The organism is Alphaproteobacteria bacterium (assembly GCA_019635875.1).
Taxonomy (GTDB): Bacteria; Pseudomonadota; Alphaproteobacteria; order Reyranellales; family Reyranellaceae; genus JAFAZJ01.
This window is the reverse complement of the sequence record JAHBYP010000009.1, coordinates 19,209-35,115: the sequence shown is the minus strand read 5'-3', so window position 1 is coordinate 35,115 and position 15,907 is coordinate 19,209. Positions and strand designations below refer to the sequence as shown.

General features: G+C 68.7%; 25 protein-coding genes. All 25 read left to right on the top strand.

The window, feature by feature from the left end; genetic code table 11:
- The gene (locus KF889_25520) at positions 1-210 is read left to right on the top strand and encodes a hypothetical protein (GenBank protein ID MBX3502819.1); all 210 of its coding nucleotides are present in this window, start codon (positions 1-3) and stop codon (positions 208-210) included.
- Complete coding sequence (locus tag KF889_25515) at positions 210-668, top strand: hypothetical protein (GenBank protein MBX3502818.1); 459 nt, start codon at positions 210-212, stop codon at positions 666-668. The genes KF889_25520 and KF889_25515 overlap by 1 nt, the downstream gene beginning before the upstream one ends.
- Positions 665-883: a hypothetical protein gene (locus tag KF889_25510; protein ID MBX3502817.1), complete on the top strand. Its 219-nt coding sequence runs from the start codon at positions 665-667 to the stop codon at positions 881-883. Before KF889_25515 ends, KF889_25510 begins: the two co-directional genes overlap by 4 nt.
- Positions 880-1,068: a hypothetical protein gene (locus KF889_25505; protein ID MBX3502816.1), complete on the top strand. Its 189-nt coding sequence runs from the start codon at positions 880-882 to the stop codon at positions 1,066-1,068. The genes KF889_25510 and KF889_25505 overlap by 4 nt, the downstream gene beginning before the upstream one ends.
- A gap of 20 nt (positions 1,069-1,088) precedes the next feature.
- Entirely contained in the window at positions 1,089-1,388 is a 300-nt protein-coding gene (locus KF889_25500) for a hypothetical protein (protein MBX3502815.1), read from the top strand.
- Positions 1,388-1,621 (top strand): hypothetical protein, encoded by a 234-nt coding sequence (locus tag KF889_25495; protein ID MBX3502814.1) that lies wholly within the window; start codon positions 1,388-1,390, stop codon positions 1,619-1,621. Before KF889_25500 ends, KF889_25495 begins: the two co-directional genes overlap by 1 nt.
- Before the next feature lie 68 nt (positions 1,622-1,689).
- Positions 1,690-2,460 carry a hypothetical protein gene (locus KF889_25490; GenBank protein MBX3502813.1) on the top strand — a complete coding sequence of 257 codons (771 nt, stop codon included), beginning with the start codon at positions 1,690-1,692 and terminating at the stop codon, positions 2,458-2,460.
- Complete coding sequence (locus tag KF889_25485) at positions 2,457-2,969, top strand: hypothetical protein (GenBank protein MBX3502812.1); 513 nt, start codon at positions 2,457-2,459, stop codon at positions 2,967-2,969. Before KF889_25490 ends, KF889_25485 begins: the two co-directional genes overlap by 4 nt.
- The gene (locus KF889_25480; protein ID MBX3502811.1) at positions 2,966-3,604 is read left to right on the top strand and encodes an adenine methyltransferase; all 639 of its coding nucleotides are present in this window, start codon (positions 2,966-2,968) and stop codon (positions 3,602-3,604) included. The genes KF889_25485 and KF889_25480 overlap by 4 nt, the downstream gene beginning before the upstream one ends.
- Entirely contained in the window at positions 3,601-5,046 is a 1,446-nt protein-coding gene (locus KF889_25475) for a replicative DNA helicase (GenBank protein ID MBX3502810.1), read from the top strand. The genes KF889_25480 and KF889_25475 overlap by 4 nt, the downstream gene beginning before the upstream one ends.
- Entirely contained in the window at positions 5,043-6,026 is a 984-nt protein-coding gene (locus KF889_25470) for a hypothetical protein (protein MBX3502809.1), read from the top strand. Before KF889_25475 ends, KF889_25470 begins: the two co-directional genes overlap by 4 nt.
- The gene (locus KF889_25465; GenBank protein ID MBX3502808.1) at positions 6,026-6,412 is read left to right on the top strand and encodes a GntR family transcriptional regulator; all 387 of its coding nucleotides are present in this window, start codon (positions 6,026-6,028) and stop codon (positions 6,410-6,412) included. The genes KF889_25470 and KF889_25465 overlap by 1 nt, the downstream gene beginning before the upstream one ends.
- Positions 6,412-6,801, top strand: coding sequence for a terminase small subunit (locus tag KF889_25460; protein MBX3502807.1), 390 nt, complete (start codon positions 6,412-6,414; stop codon positions 6,799-6,801). The genes KF889_25465 and KF889_25460 overlap by 1 nt, the downstream gene beginning before the upstream one ends.
- Complete coding sequence (locus KF889_25455; protein ID MBX3502806.1) at positions 6,798-8,300, top strand: terminase; 1,503 nt, start codon at positions 6,798-6,800, stop codon at positions 8,298-8,300. The genes KF889_25460 and KF889_25455 overlap by 4 nt, the downstream gene beginning before the upstream one ends.
- A 380-nt stretch (positions 8,301-8,680) precedes the next feature.
- Positions 8,681-10,381, top strand: a complete 1,701-nt coding sequence (locus tag KF889_25450) for a hypothetical protein (protein ID MBX3502805.1) — start codon at positions 8,681-8,683, stop codon at positions 10,379-10,381.
- On the top strand, positions 10,378-10,986 hold the full coding sequence (locus KF889_25445) for a glycosyltransferase (protein MBX3502804.1): 609 nt from the start codon (positions 10,378-10,380) through the stop codon (positions 10,984-10,986). The genes KF889_25450 and KF889_25445 overlap by 4 nt, the downstream gene beginning before the upstream one ends.
- Complete coding sequence (locus KF889_25440) at positions 10,983-11,300, top strand: hypothetical protein (GenBank protein ID MBX3502803.1); 318 nt, start codon at positions 10,983-10,985, stop codon at positions 11,298-11,300. The genes KF889_25445 and KF889_25440 overlap by 4 nt, the downstream gene beginning before the upstream one ends.
- Positions 11,293-11,832, top strand: a complete 540-nt coding sequence (locus KF889_25435; GenBank protein ID MBX3502802.1) for a methyltransferase domain-containing protein — start codon at positions 11,293-11,295, stop codon at positions 11,830-11,832. The genes KF889_25440 and KF889_25435 overlap by 8 nt, the downstream gene beginning before the upstream one ends.
- A 3-nt stretch (positions 11,833-11,835) precedes the next feature.
- The gene (locus KF889_25430) at positions 11,836-12,525 is read left to right on the top strand and encodes a peptidase (GenBank protein ID MBX3502801.1); all 690 of its coding nucleotides are present in this window, start codon (positions 11,836-11,838) and stop codon (positions 12,523-12,525) included.
- Between the two features lie 39 nt (positions 12,526-12,564).
- The gene (locus KF889_25425) at positions 12,565-13,548 is read left to right on the top strand and encodes a hypothetical protein (protein MBX3502800.1); all 984 of its coding nucleotides are present in this window, start codon (positions 12,565-12,567) and stop codon (positions 13,546-13,548) included.
- Between the two features lie 37 nt (positions 13,549-13,585).
- A complete protein-coding gene (locus KF889_25420; GenBank protein MBX3502799.1) occupies positions 13,586-14,020 on the top strand; it encodes a hypothetical protein in 435 nt (144 codons plus the stop codon).
- An 80-nt stretch (positions 14,021-14,100) separates the two neighbouring features.
- Positions 14,101-14,571, top strand: a complete 471-nt coding sequence (locus KF889_25415) for a hypothetical protein (protein ID MBX3502798.1) — start codon at positions 14,101-14,103, stop codon at positions 14,569-14,571.
- A 33-nt stretch (positions 14,572-14,604) separates the two neighbouring features.
- Entirely contained in the window at positions 14,605-15,042 is a 438-nt protein-coding gene (locus tag KF889_25410) for a hypothetical protein (protein MBX3502797.1), read from the top strand.
- Positions 15,039-15,278: a hypothetical protein gene (locus KF889_25405; protein ID MBX3502796.1), complete on the top strand. Its 240-nt coding sequence runs from the start codon at positions 15,039-15,041 to the stop codon at positions 15,276-15,278. Before KF889_25410 ends, KF889_25405 begins: the two co-directional genes overlap by 4 nt.
- A gap of 4 nt (positions 15,279-15,282) precedes the next feature.
- On the top strand, positions 15,283-15,900 hold the full coding sequence (locus KF889_25400; protein MBX3502795.1) for a hypothetical protein: 618 nt from the start codon (positions 15,283-15,285) through the stop codon (positions 15,898-15,900).
- Positions 15,901-15,907: the final 7 nt, after the last annotated feature.

Here is a 15,907-nt window from a genome sequence, read left to right as displayed (position 1 = left end):
ATGCGCCCCGCTGACACCACCGCCGATGCGCTGCGTGCCCTGCTGCGTCGGCCCGGCCTGCCGCTGCGGCTTGCCGCTGACATGCGCGACGCCATCGCTGCGCTGGATCGAGTCGAGGCGGGTATCGCCGAGATGGAGGCGGCGGAACAGGGGCCGCGTGCCGCGACCGAGCCGCCGTGGGGCTGGGGCGACAAGAGGGAGATGATGTGATGGGCCGGATGATCGATCACACCAAAGCCCGCGAGCGCGACCGCATGCGCCGCAGCGGGGTCGAGCAGTTCGATCCGGCGGCGCTCGCCTCGCCCCCGAAGCGCAACCGCAACGGCCCGAAGCAGCTCGCGCGCTGCAAGACGATCTTCGCCGCGCCTGGGCAGCTCGCCAACAGCGGCTGGAAGCAGTCCGGCGATAGTGCATTGGCCGCCTGGCAGCGACGCCGGAAGCAGAAGCGGCTCGCCGAGGAAGCGGTGCGCGCCGAGATGGCCGAGATCATCGAACACATCCCCGCTCCCCGCGTCGAGGTCTCGCCGCAGCGCGCGGCCGAGCTGCAGGAGCGGGAATGGATCGGCCCGACGCAGACGAATCTCGTCACCGGCAAGGTCACGCACCTGCGCCGGTTCCTGCGCGATGGGCGGTACGTCACCGAGCGTTTTAACGGACCGGCGCCATGACCGAGCGACGCCAGCCCGACATCACCGAAAAGCTAACCGCTTGGCACGACAGGCTTTGCAAGGCCGGCAGCCTCACGATTGCCGAGCGGATCGACCTTCGCTCCGTGATCCGTGAAACGCTCGACAACCTGCGGACCCTGCGGATGAGCCCGGCCGAGTACGAGCGCGAGGCCGAGCGCGTGCAGCTGCTCTTGATGGGGAAGGAAGCCGCATGACGCCCGCACGCACGGCCAAGGGCTCGCCGTTCGCCCGCAACATGCTCGCCGGCGGCGGCATCACGCCGTGCCGCGACGCACCGGCCTTCATCAACGACCGCCGCTCGCTGATCGCCGGCGCCGTGCTGTACGCCTGCATCGCCATCGTCGCGATGATCGTCGTGGCGGTGGCTGCTGCTGTTTGACTTCAACGAAGGAGACGACAATGCAAGCTCTCTCAACTCGCAGCTTTGGCGAAGGCGCCACAGAGGCCCGCGACAAGAGCCAGGCCGAGGTTATCGTCGACCGCCTGCGCATGACCGCGTCGATGATGCAGCAGCACAACGGCGCGATGACCATGTCGCTGGATCGTTTGTGCGGCGCCAGCCCCGGCAAAGACGTCGGGTCGGCACAGGCGCCGACACCGGCCGATTTCGTCGGTTTGGCAAACGCGCTGCTCGACGAGATCGCCCGCGAGCTCGATCGGATGCAGGGTAACGCCGCGCGCCTGTCGCGCGTCGCCTGATGCCCGAACCCCACGCCATCACCCGCGCCCGCCAGCGCTACGGGCTCGAGCTGACCGGCGCCGACCTCGACCGCATCACCGCCGACGTCGCGGCCGGCAAGTCGCTGCACCTCTCGACGCAGCCGGACAGTTCGCAGCGCCATGCCGTGCTGGTGGGCAAGACCGCGCTCATCGCCGTGGTCGCGCCGGGCGGGCATGTGATCACGGTGCTGCCGAGGAAGCGGAGGAAGTGACCGCCCCGACATTGCGTTGAGTCCGCCGCGTCGACGGCATCGACGCCCTCTCTCACGAAGGAGCCGACATGGCCCGCAGATCGAAGACCAAGACCGCGATGGATCGCCTCGCCGACGCCGAGAAGGTCGACACGCCGACGCGCGGCGGCAAGGGGCACAACTCGAAGACGCCGCCGGCCGAGTTCGACGAGGCGACGTTGCAGCATCACATCGACCAGATCCAGGGCGCGCATCTGCGGCTCGAGGAAAAGCTGCGCGAGACGGCCAGCGTGCGCGGCGAGTTCGCGGCCATCAAGAAGGCGGCCAAGAAGGCCGGCGCGCCGGTCGCGGCGATCATGGAGGCGCTGGGCCTGAAGAAGCAGGAGGCCGGCGAGGTCGTCTCGCACTACCGCAACGTCGGCCGCGTGCTGAAGATGCTCAACGCGCCGCTGGGCACGCAATGGAACCTGTTCGCCGACGTCGAGACCGTCGACGTCATGGACGCCGATGCGGCGGGCTACCACGCCGGCAAGAACGGCGAGCCGGCGAGCAACAACCCGCACCAGGCGGGCACCGAGGAGCACGCGCGCTGGACCGGCGGCTGGAACCGCTGGGTGGCCGAGAACGCGCCCGGCGCGCGCAAGTACAAGAACGGCGGCGACCCGGCCAAGGCCAAGGTCGAGGCCGAGTACAGCGCCGAGGGCGCGCGGGCCTATCACGATGGCGTCGAGATTTCGGACAATCCCTACGACGGCGACGCCAAGGCGCACGCGCTGTGGCGCGAGGGCTGGGTCGGCGAGCAGAACGCCAAGGGTGCCGGCGCCGTGCAGACGGCGGAAGGCGTCGCCGGGCACGCATGAAGGCCCTGGCGCTCGACATAAGCACCTCTGTCGGCTTCGCGGTGGGCGGCCCCGCCGCGGCGCCGATCTTCGGCACGCACAAGCTGCCGCGGCCGGCCGATCCCGAGGATTTCGGCGGGCGGTTCGCCGCGTTCGACCTGTGGCTGGGCGAGGCGATCGAGCTCCACAAGCCGACGCTGATCGCCTTCGAGTCGCCGATCCCGCCGCGCGGCCAGAACCTGCAGACCATGTGGCTGACCGTGCGTCTGCTGATCGGGCTGGTGTCGATCGCCGAAATGGGCGCGGCGCACGCCGGCGTCGATTGCGAGGAAGTCGCCGTGCCGACGTGGAAGAAGTCGTTCACCGGCTCGGGCCGTGCCGACAAGCACCAGGTGATGGCGCGCTGCCGGCAGCTCGGGATCCTCGTGCGCACCGATCACGAGGGTGACGCCATCGGCATCCTCTCGCACGTCCTGCACGCGCACGGCCGCGCCCCCGGCTGGGATCGCGGGCTGGGGAGGGCGGCGTGACGGGCGACCCGTTCACCGGCCTGCCGCGCCGGCACTTCGGGCTGATCGCGGCCGATCCGCCGTGGCACTTCCGCGCGCGCACCGCCCTGCAGATGTCCAACTGGACGAGCCGGCGCGATGCCGAGAAGCACTACCGCGTGATGGGCGTAGACGACATTGCCGCTTTGCCGGTGCGTAATCTGGCCGCCGACGACGCGCACCTGATGCTCTGGATCACCGGCCCGCTGTTCGTCGAGGGCAAGCATCTGCCGATCATGAAGGCGTGGGGCTTCAAGCCATCCTCGGTCGCCTTCACCTGGATCAAGCTGCGCAAGACCATCGACGCGCGCCAGTTCTCGGTCGTGCGGCTGCTGGAAAGTGACCTGCACGTCGGGCTGGGCCTGACGACGCGCAAGAACGCCGAGTTCGTGGTGCTGGGCAGGCGCGGCAACGCCAAGCGGCTCAGCAAGTCGGTGCGCGAGGTCATCCTTGCCCCGGTGCGCGAGCACAGCCGCAAGCCGGACGAGTTCTACCGTCGTGCCGTCGAGTACGCCGCCGGCCCCTACCTCGAGCTGTTCGCCCGACAGCAAAGGCCGGGATGGACCGTGTGGGGGCTCGAAACAGACCGGTTCGCGCCGGCCAAGGCGGCAGCATGAGCAACGTCGCCTGGCTCAACGCGGCGGGGGATCGCGAGGCCCCGCACGATTTCGCCATGGAACAGGCCGTGCTCGGCGTGATCCTGGTCGACAACGGCGCCATGCACGCGCTCGACTTCCTGCGTCCCGACCACTTCGCCGACCCGTTGCACGGCATGATCTTCGCCGCCTGTCGCGGCCTGGTCGACCGCAAGGTGGTCGCCACGCCCAACATGGTGGCCGGCATGCTGGCCGAAGGCGACTTCAAGGGCACCGGCATTACTCCGGTCGGCTATCTCGCCAAGCTGGCGATGGCGGCGATCCACACGCTCGACGCGGCCGACTACGGCCAGCGGCTGGTGAGCCTCCATCATCGCCGGCAGCTGTGCGACATCGGCAACGCCATCATTGCCGCGGCGCACGAGCCGGGCGACCGGCCGGCGCGCGAGCTGGTAGCCGAGGCCGAGTCGATGCTGGCGGGGATCGACACGTCGGGCCATGCCACCGATCGCGTCGTGGGGGCGCAGGACAGCACGGAAGGCGCCCTGCTGGCCGCCGACGCGGCGATGCGGGACAGGGACCTGCCGGACCGGGAGCGCCAGTCCAGGCGCATCGTCACCGGCCTGCGCGAGCTCGACGCCAAGCTCAGGATCGAGCCGGGCGACGTGGTCTACATCGCCGGCGCCACCAGCTCGGGCAAGTCGGCCCTGGCCGACAACATCGCCGAGGCGAACGAGCTGCGCGGCGTCGGCGTCGGCATCTTCGCCATGGAGATGTCGAGCGGTCAGTGGGCAACCCGCCGGCTGGCGCGCCACAGCGGCATCAGCAGCACGCGCATCAAGGATGGCGATATCAGTCAGGGCGAGTACAACCGGATCGACGGCGCCGCCCGGGCACTCAAGGGGCGCCCGATGTGGCTCGACGACACGCCGGGCCTGTCGGTGGCTCAGATCCGCTCCCGCCTGCGCCGGCTCAAGCGCCAGCACGGCATCGGCCTGGCGATCGTCGATTACCTGCAGCTCATGCAGCCCGACGATGGCCTGCGCCGCGCCGGCACGCGCGCCGAGGAGCTGGGCCAGATGACCCGCGCGCTCAAGGGGCTGGCGCAGGAACTCGGCATTGCCCTGATCGTGCTCAGCCAGATCAACCGCGGCGTCAACGTGCGCGACGACAAGCGGCCCGACCTGGGCGATCTGCGCGAGTCGGGCTCGATCGAGCAGGACGCCAACGCCGTGCTGTTCGTCTACCGCGAGGAATACTACCTCGCCCGGTCGAAGCCGGCCGGCAGGGGCGGCAAGCCGCCGACCGTCGCCGACGAGATGGAGCATCTGTCCCGGCTCGAGAACGCCCGCGGCAAGGCCGAGATCATCGTCGCCAAGCAGCGCGACGGCGAGGCGCCTTTCACCGCGCATTGCCGCTGGGATGGCGTGCGAACGCAGTTCCACGATGGAGGGCTGATGTGAGCGCAGCACGAAAGCCCTGGATCAAGTGGTATGGCGCGGACTGGCGCGCGGACCCTGCGCTGCGCATGTGCGGGTTCGCGGCGCGCGGCTTATGGATCGACTTGCTGAGCCTGATGCAGGAAGCCGAGCCGTTCGGCCACTTGGTGGTCAAGGGCACCGTGCCGACGACGGCCCAGCTCGCATCGCTCCTGGGGGGCAGCGAGCGCGAGGTGAAGAAGCTGCTGGATGAGCTGAAGCTGGCCGGCGTCTATAGCGTGACGGACAAGGGCGTGATCTTCAGCCGTCGCATGGTCAGGGATAAGGCCAAGGCCGAGAAGGACGCCGAGAACGGAGGCCGTGGCGGCAACCCCACTCTTAAGGGCAACGATAAGCCGCCGGATAACCCAAAAGGCGGCAATGGGGTTAACCCCCCCCATAAAGCCCATATGCCAGAGGCCAGAGGCCAGAAGCCAGAACCTCAAGGGCAGAGGGGGAGTCCCGAACCCGCGCAACCGAGCTCGGTCGCCGACCCGCCTCCGCCGCCCTCGCCCAGCGGCGATCCCGGACCCATGCCGGCGTTCCTGCGCCGAGATCCGCGCGGCCGATGTCTGGCGCTGGTCGAGAAGCATTTCCCCAGCATCGGCAACGACTTGCGCGCCTATCCCTCGCTCACGGCCAGCCTCGGGCAGATCGATGCCTGGCTTGCCGAGGGCGCCGATCTGGAGCGCGACGTGCTGCCGGCGATCGACGGCGAGTGCCTGAAATTGCAGGCCAAATCCAAACCACCGCGCGGCTTCGGCTGGTTCGCGGAGGCCGTCGCGGCAGCAAAGGCTCGCAACACCACGCCGCTGCCGGACGCCTCGGGCGACGGATCGGCGGACGATGGCCCGTTGCGCGCGATGCTCGAGCGGCTCTACGCCGAGCGCGGCACTTGGGACGAGGCGTGGAAGTGGCGCGACCACTGGGGGCCGCGTCCCGATCGGCGCAAGGACGCCGCCTGATGCTCCCCCGCGGCCGCCCGCCCGCAGTCCCGGCCAGCGCGGTGCTCGACGAGGTGCGCCACCTGATCGCACGCGCGGCCGGTGAGCCGTGCCCGACGCTTGGTGACATGGCGCAGGCCGTGGGAGTGAACATCGACACGGTCAGGCTCGCGATCAGGATGCTGCAAGACGCCGACGAGTTGGTGATATGGGGCTCGAACGCGCGCGGCGGCTTCAAGGTGCGCCTGATGGGCGTGATGGTCGGCGATCGGTGGCGCTGGACGAGTTGGTCCAGGCCTCGGTTCAAGCGGGGCGCGATGGGCCGAATTCTGCCGCGCGCCGGTGAGGTGGAGCGATCCCCGGCGCGGGACTATCTCGCGGCCGTCACGGCTGCGGGGCGGTTCTGATGCCCCTGACCCCGAAACAAGAGCGGTTCGTCGCCGAGTATCTGATCGACCTGAACGCCACGCAGGCGGCGATTCGCGCGGGGTACAGCGCCAAGACGGCGAGTCAGGGCGCGGCGCAGCTATTGGCGAATATTAAGGTTCAGGCGGCGGTTGCCGAAGGCCGCGCCAAGCTCGCCGAAAAGACCGAGCTGACGCAGCAGATGGTGATCGTGGGCCTGCTGAAGGAAGCCAATCGCGAAGGCGACAACACCACCCACGGCGCGCGCGTGAGCGCCTGGGGCTGGCTCGGCAAGACCATGGGCATGTTCGTCGACCGCAGCGAGGTCGACCTGCGCGGCAGCATCGCCGATCGGCTGGCGCGCGCGCGGAAGAGGGTGCCGACGAAATGACCGAAGCCGAGGCCGACGAAGTCACCGAGCGCTTTGGCAGCTACACGCGCGACCCGCTCGGCTTCGTTGAGTACGCCTTCCCCTGGGGGGAGCCTGGGCCGCTCGAGCACGAAGCGGGGCCGCGCGAGTGGCAGCGCGACGTCCTGCGCGAGATCGGCGACCGGCTGAAGGCCAACGCCGCGGCCAACGTCTGGGAGGTGATCCGCATCGCCGTCGCCTCGGGCCACGGCATCGGCAAGTCGGCGCTGATGGCGTGGATCAAGCTGTGGGCGCTGGCGACCTTCGAGGATGCGATCACCGCGATCACCGCCAACACCGAACAGCAGCTCCGGACCAAGACCTGGCCGCAGGTGGTGAAGTGGTTCAACATGATGATCGGCAGCGAGCTGTTCGAGATCACCGAGACGGCGATCACCAGCCGGGAGAAAGGCCGGTCGAAGACCTGGCGCGGCGATCGCATGACCTGGTCGGCGAACAACACCGAGGCCTTCGCCGGCCTGCACAATCTGCGCAAGCGCATCGTGCTGCTGTTCGACGAGGCCTCGTCGATCGACGACTCGATCTGGGAAGTCTCCGAGGGCGCGCTCACCGATGCCGAGACCGAGATCATCTGGGTGGTGTTCGGCAACCCGACGCAGAACACCGGCCGCTTCCGTGAGTGCTTCGGCAGGTATCGCGCCCGCTGGTCCTGTCGGCAGATCGACAGTCGCACCGTGCCCGGCACCAACAAGGCGCAGATTCAGCAATGGATCGACGACTACGGCGAGGACAGCGACTTCGCCCGCAAGCGCATCAAGGGCGAGTTCCCGCGCGCCGGCGACAGCCAGTTCATCCCGTCCGACAGGGTCGAGAAGGCGCGCAAGGAAGAGGCGCGCTCCATGCTCTCGGATGCGCTGGTGATGGGTTGCGACATCGCGCGCGGTGGCGATGACCGCACGGTGATCTTCTTCCGCCGCGGCCGCGACGCGCGCACCATCCCGCCCATCCGCATGCGCATCCCCGACCTGATGCAGGTGGCGGCTCGCATCGCCGAGGCGGCGCGCACGCACCATGCCGACGCGATCTTCATCGACATGGGCATGGGGGCGGGCGTGGTCGACCGCCTGGCCCAGCTGAACACCTACGGCGTGATGGGCGTCGAGTTCGGCGGCGCCTCCGATGGCACGCGGGTCAACAACGTCACGGCCAAGTACGCCAACAAGCGCGCCGAGATGTGGGGCAACGCGCGCGAGTGGTTGAAGGACGGCGCGATTCCAGACGACGCCGAGTTGGCGGACGATCTGACTGGCCCGGAGTACGGCTTCAACAGCCGCGATGAAATCCAGCTCGAGAAGAAAGAGGACATGAAGAAGCGCGGGCTGGCCTCGCCCGACATGGGCGACGCGCTGGCGCTGACTTTCGCCTATCCGGTGCAGCCTAGGCACGGCGCGTATGCCGGAATCCACATCGGCCAGCCCGGCCGCGTGCAGGTTGACTACGACCCGCTGGCGGCCATCTAGCCAATCGAAAGCGATTTCATAGGCTTACGACGCTGGGTGGGAAAATAGGCCGTTGCGCGGCCGGGCGGTATTTTGCCGCCATGTGCTTCTTCCCGAAAGCGCCGGCCGTACCGCCGGTTCCCGCTCCGCCGCCGGACCCGCCTACCGACGTCGATCCCGGCGTGCAGCAGGCGCGCGCATCGGCCAAGCGCAAGGCGATCGGTGCTCAGGGCTACAGCTCGACCATCCTGACCGGGCCCGGCGGCGACACGTCGAGGGCCAGCACGACGGGCGGGAAGGTTCTTTTGGGTCAGTAGCGTTGCGGGGGGCGCGGCGGCCCGGCGGCCGTCAGTAGCGTAGTCGCGTAAGGGCGGGGCGCCGGACCCGTCTGGAGGTCGACAGTGGCAGCGTACAGCCGCGACAGTCAGCAGATCGCCAAGCTGCGCAAGCAGTGCGACCGCCGCCTGGCCGCGCTTGATCGGGAGCGCGTGTCGTGGTTCACGCACTATCAGGAACTCGCCAAGTTCATCCTCCCCCGGCGCGGCCGGTTCCTCGTGACGCCCAACCAGGGCGGCAAGGGCGACAAGCTCAACACCGCGATCCTCGACCCCACCGCCGCGCTGGCCGCACGCTCCTTCGCCGCGGGCATGATGTCCGGCGTCACCTCGCCGGCGCGGCCGTGGTTCCGCTTCACGCTGGGCATGCGCGACGAGCGCCGCCAGTCGCAGGCGGTCAAGGCGTGGCTCGACGACGTGCGGCAGGTGGTGCTCGACACGCTGGCGCGCTCGAACGCCTACAACGCGCTGGGTTCGGTCTACGAGGAGCTCGGCGTCTTCGGCACCGGCGTGCTGCTGATCGACGAGGACGACGAGGACGACATCCGCTGCTATGCCCTGACGGTCGGGGAATACTACCTCGGCTCGTCGGCGCGGCTGGCCGTCGACACGCTCTACCGCGTGTTCCCGATGACGGTCGGGCAGATCGTGCAGCGCTTCGGCCTGGAGAACGCCAGCGTCGACGTGCAGACCGCCTACAAGCGCGGCGATCTCGACCTTGAGAAGGAGGTCGTGCACGCGATCGAGCCCAATGACGGCCGGGTCGCCGACAGCGCGCTCTCCGAAGACAAGCCGTTCCGCTCGGTCTACTACGAGAAGGGCACGCACTGCGACGGCGTGCTGAGCTATCGCGGCTATGACGAGTTCCCCGCGATGTGCCCGCGCTGGACCACGACGGGCAATGATGCCTACGGCCGCAGCCCGGGCATGGACGCGCTGCCCGACGTACGCACGGCGCAGCTGCTTGCCCGTCGCCACGCCGAGCTGGTCGACAAGACGAGCCGCCCGCCGATGCAGGCGCCGGTGGCTCTGCGCAACGAGCCGATGAGCGCGCTTCCCGGTGGCGTGACGTTCCTGCCGACCAACACCAGCGACGCCTTCAAGCCGGCCTTCGTGATCGACGCGCGCTCCATCGTGGCCGTGCGCGAGGCGCAGAAGGAAGTGCGCCAGAGCATCAGCCGGGCGTTCTACGAGGACCTGTTCCTGATGCTCTCGCAGATGGACGGTATCCAGCCGCGCCAGAACCTCGAGGTGATCGAGCGGCGCGAGGAAAAGATGCTGATGCTCGGGCCGGCGCTGGAGCGCCTGCACGACGAGCTGCTCGACCGCTGCCTGCGCCGCGTGATCGGGATCCTCGCCAGCCGCAACCGCCTGCCGGTGCCGCCGCGCGAGCTGATGGAGTCGGGCGCCGATCTGCAGTTCGAGTACATCTCGATCCTGGCCCAGGCGCAGAAGTCGGTCGGCCTGACCAGCATCGAGCGGCTGCTGGCGTTCGTCGGCAACCAGGCGGCGGTCAATCCCGCCGTGCTCGACAAGATCGACCAGGACCGGGCCACCGAGGTCTACGCCGACATGCTCAACGCGCCGCCGGACATGATCCGCGATGCTGACGCGGTCGCCGCGATCCGCGCCCAGCGCGCTCAGGAGATCGCGGCGCAGAAGGCCGCCGAGCTGGCGCCGACGGCGGTGCAGGGCGCGGCCGTGCTGGCGGACACCGAGGTGGGCGGCGGGCAGAACGCGCTCGCCACGATGATGGGGCTGCAATGAGTCATGTCGCAATTCTGATCCCCTCGGGCGACCTGCTGCACGCCGACTTCGCGCTGTCGCTGGCCGCGGTGGTGCGCTGCTCGCGCTCTGCCCGGGTGATCGACATCATGAACGAGCGGTCGAGCAACCTCGCCCGCAGCCGCAACAACCTGGTGCGCCGGGCGCTGGAGCGCCGCGCAGACTGGGCGCTGTGGTTCGACTCCGACATGACGTTCCCGCCCGACACGATCGACCGGCTGCTGTCGCACAACGAGCCGATCGTCGGCGCGACCTATCGCCGGCGCAACGATCCCAAGGGCAGCGTGATCGGCCCGATGTTGCCGGATCAGGCCGGCGTGCCCGAAGACATGACCGCGATGGGCTATCTCGGCATGGGCTGCGTGCTGGTGTCGATGAGGGTCTTCGCCGACGTGCCGGAGCCGTGGTTCAACTTCGACGAGACGCCCGGCCGCGAGACGGGCGAGGACCGCTGGTTCTTCGAGCGCGCGCGCGAGGCCGGCTACCGCGTGCTGTGCGACGACTGGCTGACGACGCAGGTCGGCCACATCGGCTGCGTGACGCATCGCGTCGAGCCGCTGCCGGAAGCGACGGCGAGGGCGGCATGAGCGCCGAACCGAGAACCCCGCTCGACGTCGCCGACCAGAAGCAGGTGCAGGACCGTGCCCGCTCGGCGAAGGACCGGCAGAAGGAACTCGACGCCGCGATCATGGCCTTCATGTCGCACAAGCAGGGCCGCGCCTGGGTGTGGGACATGCTGGGCGCCTGCGGGCTGTATCGCACGTCGGCGCGCTCGGGCGATCCGCACATGACGTACTTCCACGAGGGCGAGCGCAACGTCGGCCTGCGGCTGCTGGCCCAGCTCCAGCGCGTGTGCCCGGACCACTTCAAGACGATGACCGAGGAGAACGCCGATGCTTGACGCGGCGACCTCCGTCAAGCGCTCGCTGCTGCTGGGCTGCGGCAACCGGCGCGACCGGCGCATCGGCCTGCCCGGCGACTGGCCGGAGTGGGGCCATCTGGTCACGCTCGACATCGACCCGGCCACCGGCTGCGACGTGCTGCACGACCTCAACGTGCTGCCGTATCCGTTCCGCGCCGACACCTTCGACGAGATCGCCGCCTACGAGGTGCTCGAGCACTGCGGCTCGCAAGGCGATTGGCGGTTCTTCTTCGGCCAGTTCGACGAGCTGCATCGGATCCTCAAGCCCGGCGGCGTGCTGTTCGCCACGGTGCCCAGCCTGTCGAGCCCGTGGGCCTGGGGCGATCCCGGCCATACGCGCGTGATCCCGCCGGCGTCGCTGACGTTCCTCGATCGCGGCGAGTACGAGAAGCAGGTGGGCGTCACGCCGATGGCCGACTACCGCGCCGTGTATCGCGGCGATTTCGAGATTGTCGCGTCGGAAGACGACGGCAATGGACACCGCTTCGCGCTTCGGGCGCGCAAGGAGTAGAGCATGAGTGGCGAGACCACGACCACGACCGCAACCGAGACGCAGGCGACCACGACGGCGACCGCCGACAACGTGCTGGGCAATGCGGCCGTGACCGCTGCAGAGCAGACGGCGACCGAGACCAAGGCGACCGCCGGCACGGAAGCCGAGACGTCGAAGGCTGCAACAGGGGACAAGGCTGGCACGGAGTCAAAAGACACGAAGGCCGCCGACGCCGACAAGCCCATCGAGTATCAGGACTTCAAGCTGCCGGAAGGCGTCGAGGTGGACGCCGCGACGCTCGGCGAGGCCAAGACTCTGTTCGCCGGCATGAAGCTGCCGCAGGAACAGGCGCAGCAGCTCGTCGATTTCTACACCGGCAAGATCAACAGCTTCAGCGAGGCTCAGGCGAAGGCCTGGGGCGACCTGCAGGAGAAGTGGAAAGGCGAGGTCAAGGCCGACAAGGACATCGGCGGTGATCGATTCGATGAGTCGATATCCGCTGCTGGCAAGGCCATGGATCGCTTCGGCCCACCCGGCCTGCGTCAGGCGATGATGGTCACGGGCGCGGGGAATCACCCCGACATCGTGCGCTTCGTCGTCAACGTGGGCAAAGCGATCTCGGAGGACAAGCTCGTGCTCGCCGGCGGCCCCGCCGCTGCCGAGAAGAGCGCCGCCGAGACGCTGTATCCCAACCAGAGCAAGGCCGGCTGAGGCCGGCCGCCAGCACGAGTTGAGTAGGAGTACCCACCAATGGCCGCTATCGGCACCACTGCCCTGACGCTCGCGGACCACGCGAAGCGCTCGGACCCGGATGGCAAGATCAGCAAGATCGTCGAGCTGCTCGGGCAGACCAACGAAATCCTCACCGACATGCTGTGGATGGAAGGCAACCTGCCGACCGGCCACCGCACTACGGTCCGCACAGGCCTGCCGTCCGCCACCTGGCGCCTGCTGAACTACGGCGTCCCCAAGACCAAGAGCACGACGGCGCAGGTCGACGACGCCTGCGGCATGCTGGAGGTCTACAGCGAGATCGACAAGGCGCTGGCCGATCTCAACGGCAACACCGCCGAGTTCCGGCTGAGCGAGGACCGCGCCTTCATCGAAGGCATGAACCAGCAGCTCGCCACGGCGCTGTTCTACGGCAACCAGGCCACGAACCCCGAACGCATCACCGGGCTGGAGCCGCGCTACAACCTCAGCACCGCCGGCAACGGCACGAACGTCATCAAGGCGGGCGGCTCGGGCTCGGACAACACCTCGATCTGGCTCGTCGTGTGGGGCGATCAGAGCTGTCACGGCATCTTCCCCAAGGGCAGCAAGGCCGGCCTGCAGCACAACGACAAGGGCCAGCAGACGGTGCTCGACGCCGCCGGCAACCAGTACGAGGCGTATCGCACGCACTTCAAGTGGGATGCGGGCCTGACGCTGCGCGACTGGCGCTACGTCGTGCGCATCTGCAACATCGACCTCAGCGACATCGCCGGCTCAACGCCGATCAACCTGATGAACTACATGATCAGGGCGATCAACAAGATCCCGATGATGGGCATGGGCCGCCCGGTGTTCTACATGAACCGCGCCATGCGGACCTGGTTCGACATCCAGGCGATCAACAAGACGACGCTGGCGCTGAAGTTCGACGAGATCGACGGCAAGCAGCGCACCTCGTTCCAGGGCATCCCGCTGCGCACCTGCGATGCGATCCTCAACACCGAGTCGACCGTCTCCTGACCGGCCCTCGGCGCAACCCATTCACGGAGTACCGTCCATGATCTTCGACAAGGAAAACCTCTTCAGCAACGACCAGGCCATCACCGACTCGGCGGCCTCCACCGACTACATCGACCTTGGCGTGTCGCGCGACATCGGCGTCGGCGAGCCGATGGAGGTGTTCCTCGGCGTCACCACGGCCATGCTCTCGGGCGGCTCGTCCACCCTGGCCGTGGCGCTGCAGACCGACACGCAGTCGAGCTTCGCGACGGCGGTCACGCTCCAGTCCATCTCCGGCGTCGCCAAGGCGTCGCTGGTGGCGGGCTACGAGATCGCCAAGTGGAAGCTGCCGGCCGGCGTACAGCGCTACCTCCGGCTCTACTACACGCCGGGCACGACCGACTTCACGGCGGGCGCCGTCCGCGCCGGCCTGCTGCGCGATCGTCAGGCCCAGGCGCACTACGCCAGCGGCCTGCTCACCACCGGCTTCTGAGCCTTCTCCGACCGCCGCCGGCCGCTACGCCAATCCTCTCCTCCCTGGCGGGCCGGCGGCGGATTTTTCCGAGGTGAACCATGAGCGTCTACGAAAAGCCCTGCCGCTACCGCCTGAAGGCCACCAGCTACGTCGACGGTGTCATGCGCGTCGTGCCGCCGGAGACCGAGGTGTTCGTCGAGTATGCCGGCAACCCCGGGCTCGAGATGGTGCCGACCGACGCCGACGGCGAGCGCCGGCAGGCCGCCTACTTCAAGAGCAAGGGCATTACGATGCAGACCGCCGTCGCGCGCCGCGATTCGCTGGCCGGCGGCGAGGTCGAGGTCTTCATGCCGCCGCCCGGCTCGACGCCGGTGCCCGCGCCGTTCACGCCGCCGCAGCCCGCGGCCGTGGTGCCGATCCCCGATGGCTGGGAGAAGGGCAACGCCGGCTCGATCATCCTGCTGGCGAGCAAGCTGGGCGCGCCGGACACGGTGAACACGGCTGCCGCCTCGACCGAGTTCATCAAGGCCGAAATCGCCCGCCGCATGGGCGTGCCCAAGGCCGCCTGACGCGGGCCTCTCTCGATCAGCAGGAGTAGCGTAATGCAGATCGAATTCCTTACTTCCGAGGCCACGCCGACCGTCGTCAGCGAGGATAACCCACTGCCGGTAGTGGTGGCGGGTGTTTCCATCGACTCCGAAGGTCTCGCCACCACGGCCAAGCAGGACGACATCATCACGCAGGCGACTGCCGCCGCGACGTCGCTGGCGGCGCTGGGCGCCGACACCGGCGGCGACTCGGTTTCAACCGTTATCGCGATGCTGGAGGGCCTGCTGCTGGAGGCCATGAGCGCCATCATGGCTGGCGTCAACGTGGCCGCCGCCGACGCGACCCTGACCGCCTTCATCGCCGGACTGGATCAGGCCAACACGGACATCGTCAGCATCCTGAGCGATCTCGGCGATGACGAAGGCGGCAGTTCGGTGGCGCAGGCCATCACCGACGTGACGGCGGTTCGCGCCGATCTCGCGGCGCTATGACCCGCGCCGCGCTCTTGCTGCTCGCGCTTACCGCGTGCGGTCCCGACCGCGGCGGCATGGCCGGCTGCTTCGAGCCGATGCCGGACGGTCGCATGGTCTACCGCGCCGGCTGGGAGCCGATGAGCACGGGACTCTGTCCGACGCCGGCCGAGGCGGTGGCGATTCAGAGCGTGCGCCCGGCAGAGCCGTGCGGCGCGACCTGCCGGCTGCGGGCGTGGCGCGAGCGGATGGAGTAGGGCCATGGCTTCCATCGTCGCCATCTGCAACCTCGCGCTTTCCCGACTGGGCACGCGCGACACCATCGCCTCTCTCGACGAGGCGAGCGTCGAGGCGCGGATCTGCAAGGCCAACTACACGCAGGTCAGGGACGAGCTGCTGCGGGAGTTCGATTGGAACTTCGCGCGCCGGGTCGAGACCCTGGCCCTGCGCAGCGAGACCGCGCCGACCGGCTGGAGCTACGTCTACAGCGTGCCCAACAAGTGCGCGCGCTTCCGGGGCATCTGGTCCGGGCCGCGGCTGACCGGCGCGCCTGTCGACTGGCAGCTCGGCGGCATCGCCGATGGCAGCGGCAACGACGTGGTGGCGATATTCACCAACCAGTCGCAGGCCGAGGGCGTCTACACGCGCATCGTCGAGAACAGCGAGCTTTTCAGTGCCGGATTCGTCAAGGCGCTGTCGTGGCGGCTGGCGGAAGCGATCGCGCTGCCGATCACCAACAAGGAGTCGCTGGCCGACGCCGTCGCGCGCCGCGCGCAGGCGAGGATCGCCGAGGCGATGGCGAGCGAGGCCAACGAAGGCGTCTGGACCACCGATCATCAGGTGCCCGACTTCCTGCAGGCGCGCGGCTACTCGGGCTGAGGGGGAG

Coding starts and splice junctions, on each gene's coding strand:
- KF889_25520 (MBX3502819.1), top strand. CDS start 1: ATGCGCCCCGCTGACACCACCGCCGATGCGCTGCGTGCCCTGCTGCGT.
- KF889_25515 (MBX3502818.1), top strand. CDS start 210: ATGGGCCGGATGATCGATCACACCAAAGCCCGCGAGCGCGACCGCATG.
- KF889_25510 (MBX3502817.1), top strand. CDS start 665: ATGACCGAGCGACGCCAGCCCGACATCACCGAAAAGCTAACCGCTTGG.
- KF889_25505 (MBX3502816.1), top strand. CDS start 880: ATGACGCCCGCACGCACGGCCAAGGGCTCGCCGTTCGCCCGCAACATG.
- KF889_25500 (MBX3502815.1), top strand. CDS start 1,089: ATGCAAGCTCTCTCAACTCGCAGCTTTGGCGAAGGCGCCACAGAGGCC.
- KF889_25495 (MBX3502814.1), top strand. CDS start 1,388: ATGCCCGAACCCCACGCCATCACCCGCGCCCGCCAGCGCTACGGGCTC.
- KF889_25490 (MBX3502813.1), top strand. CDS start 1,690: ATGGCCCGCAGATCGAAGACCAAGACCGCGATGGATCGCCTCGCCGAC.
- KF889_25485 (MBX3502812.1), top strand. CDS start 2,457: ATGAAGGCCCTGGCGCTCGACATAAGCACCTCTGTCGGCTTCGCGGTG.
- KF889_25475 (MBX3502810.1), top strand. CDS start 3,601: ATGAGCAACGTCGCCTGGCTCAACGCGGCGGGGGATCGCGAGGCCCCG.
- KF889_25465 (MBX3502808.1), top strand. CDS start 6,026: ATGCTCCCCCGCGGCCGCCCGCCCGCAGTCCCGGCCAGCGCGGTGCTC.
- KF889_25460 (MBX3502807.1), top strand. CDS start 6,412: ATGCCCCTGACCCCGAAACAAGAGCGGTTCGTCGCCGAGTATCTGATC.
- KF889_25455 (MBX3502806.1), top strand. CDS start 6,798: ATGACCGAAGCCGAGGCCGACGAAGTCACCGAGCGCTTTGGCAGCTAC.
- KF889_25445 (MBX3502804.1), top strand. CDS start 10,378: ATGAGTCATGTCGCAATTCTGATCCCCTCGGGCGACCTGCTGCACGCC.
- KF889_25440 (MBX3502803.1), top strand. CDS start 10,983: ATGAGCGCCGAACCGAGAACCCCGCTCGACGTCGCCGACCAGAAGCAG.
- KF889_25435 (MBX3502802.1), top strand. CDS start 11,293: ATGCTTGACGCGGCGACCTCCGTCAAGCGCTCGCTGCTGCTGGGCTGC.
- KF889_25430 (MBX3502801.1), top strand. CDS start 11,836: ATGAGTGGCGAGACCACGACCACGACCGCAACCGAGACGCAGGCGACC.
- KF889_25425 (MBX3502800.1), top strand. CDS start 12,565: ATGGCCGCTATCGGCACCACTGCCCTGACGCTCGCGGACCACGCGAAG.
- KF889_25420 (MBX3502799.1), top strand. CDS start 13,586: ATGATCTTCGACAAGGAAAACCTCTTCAGCAACGACCAGGCCATCACC.
- KF889_25415 (MBX3502798.1), top strand. CDS start 14,101: ATGAGCGTCTACGAAAAGCCCTGCCGCTACCGCCTGAAGGCCACCAGC.
- KF889_25410 (MBX3502797.1), top strand. CDS start 14,605: ATGCAGATCGAATTCCTTACTTCCGAGGCCACGCCGACCGTCGTCAGC.
- KF889_25405 (MBX3502796.1), top strand. CDS start 15,039: ATGACCCGCGCCGCGCTCTTGCTGCTCGCGCTTACCGCGTGCGGTCCC.
- KF889_25400 (MBX3502795.1), top strand. CDS start 15,283: ATGGCTTCCATCGTCGCCATCTGCAACCTCGCGCTTTCCCGACTGGGC.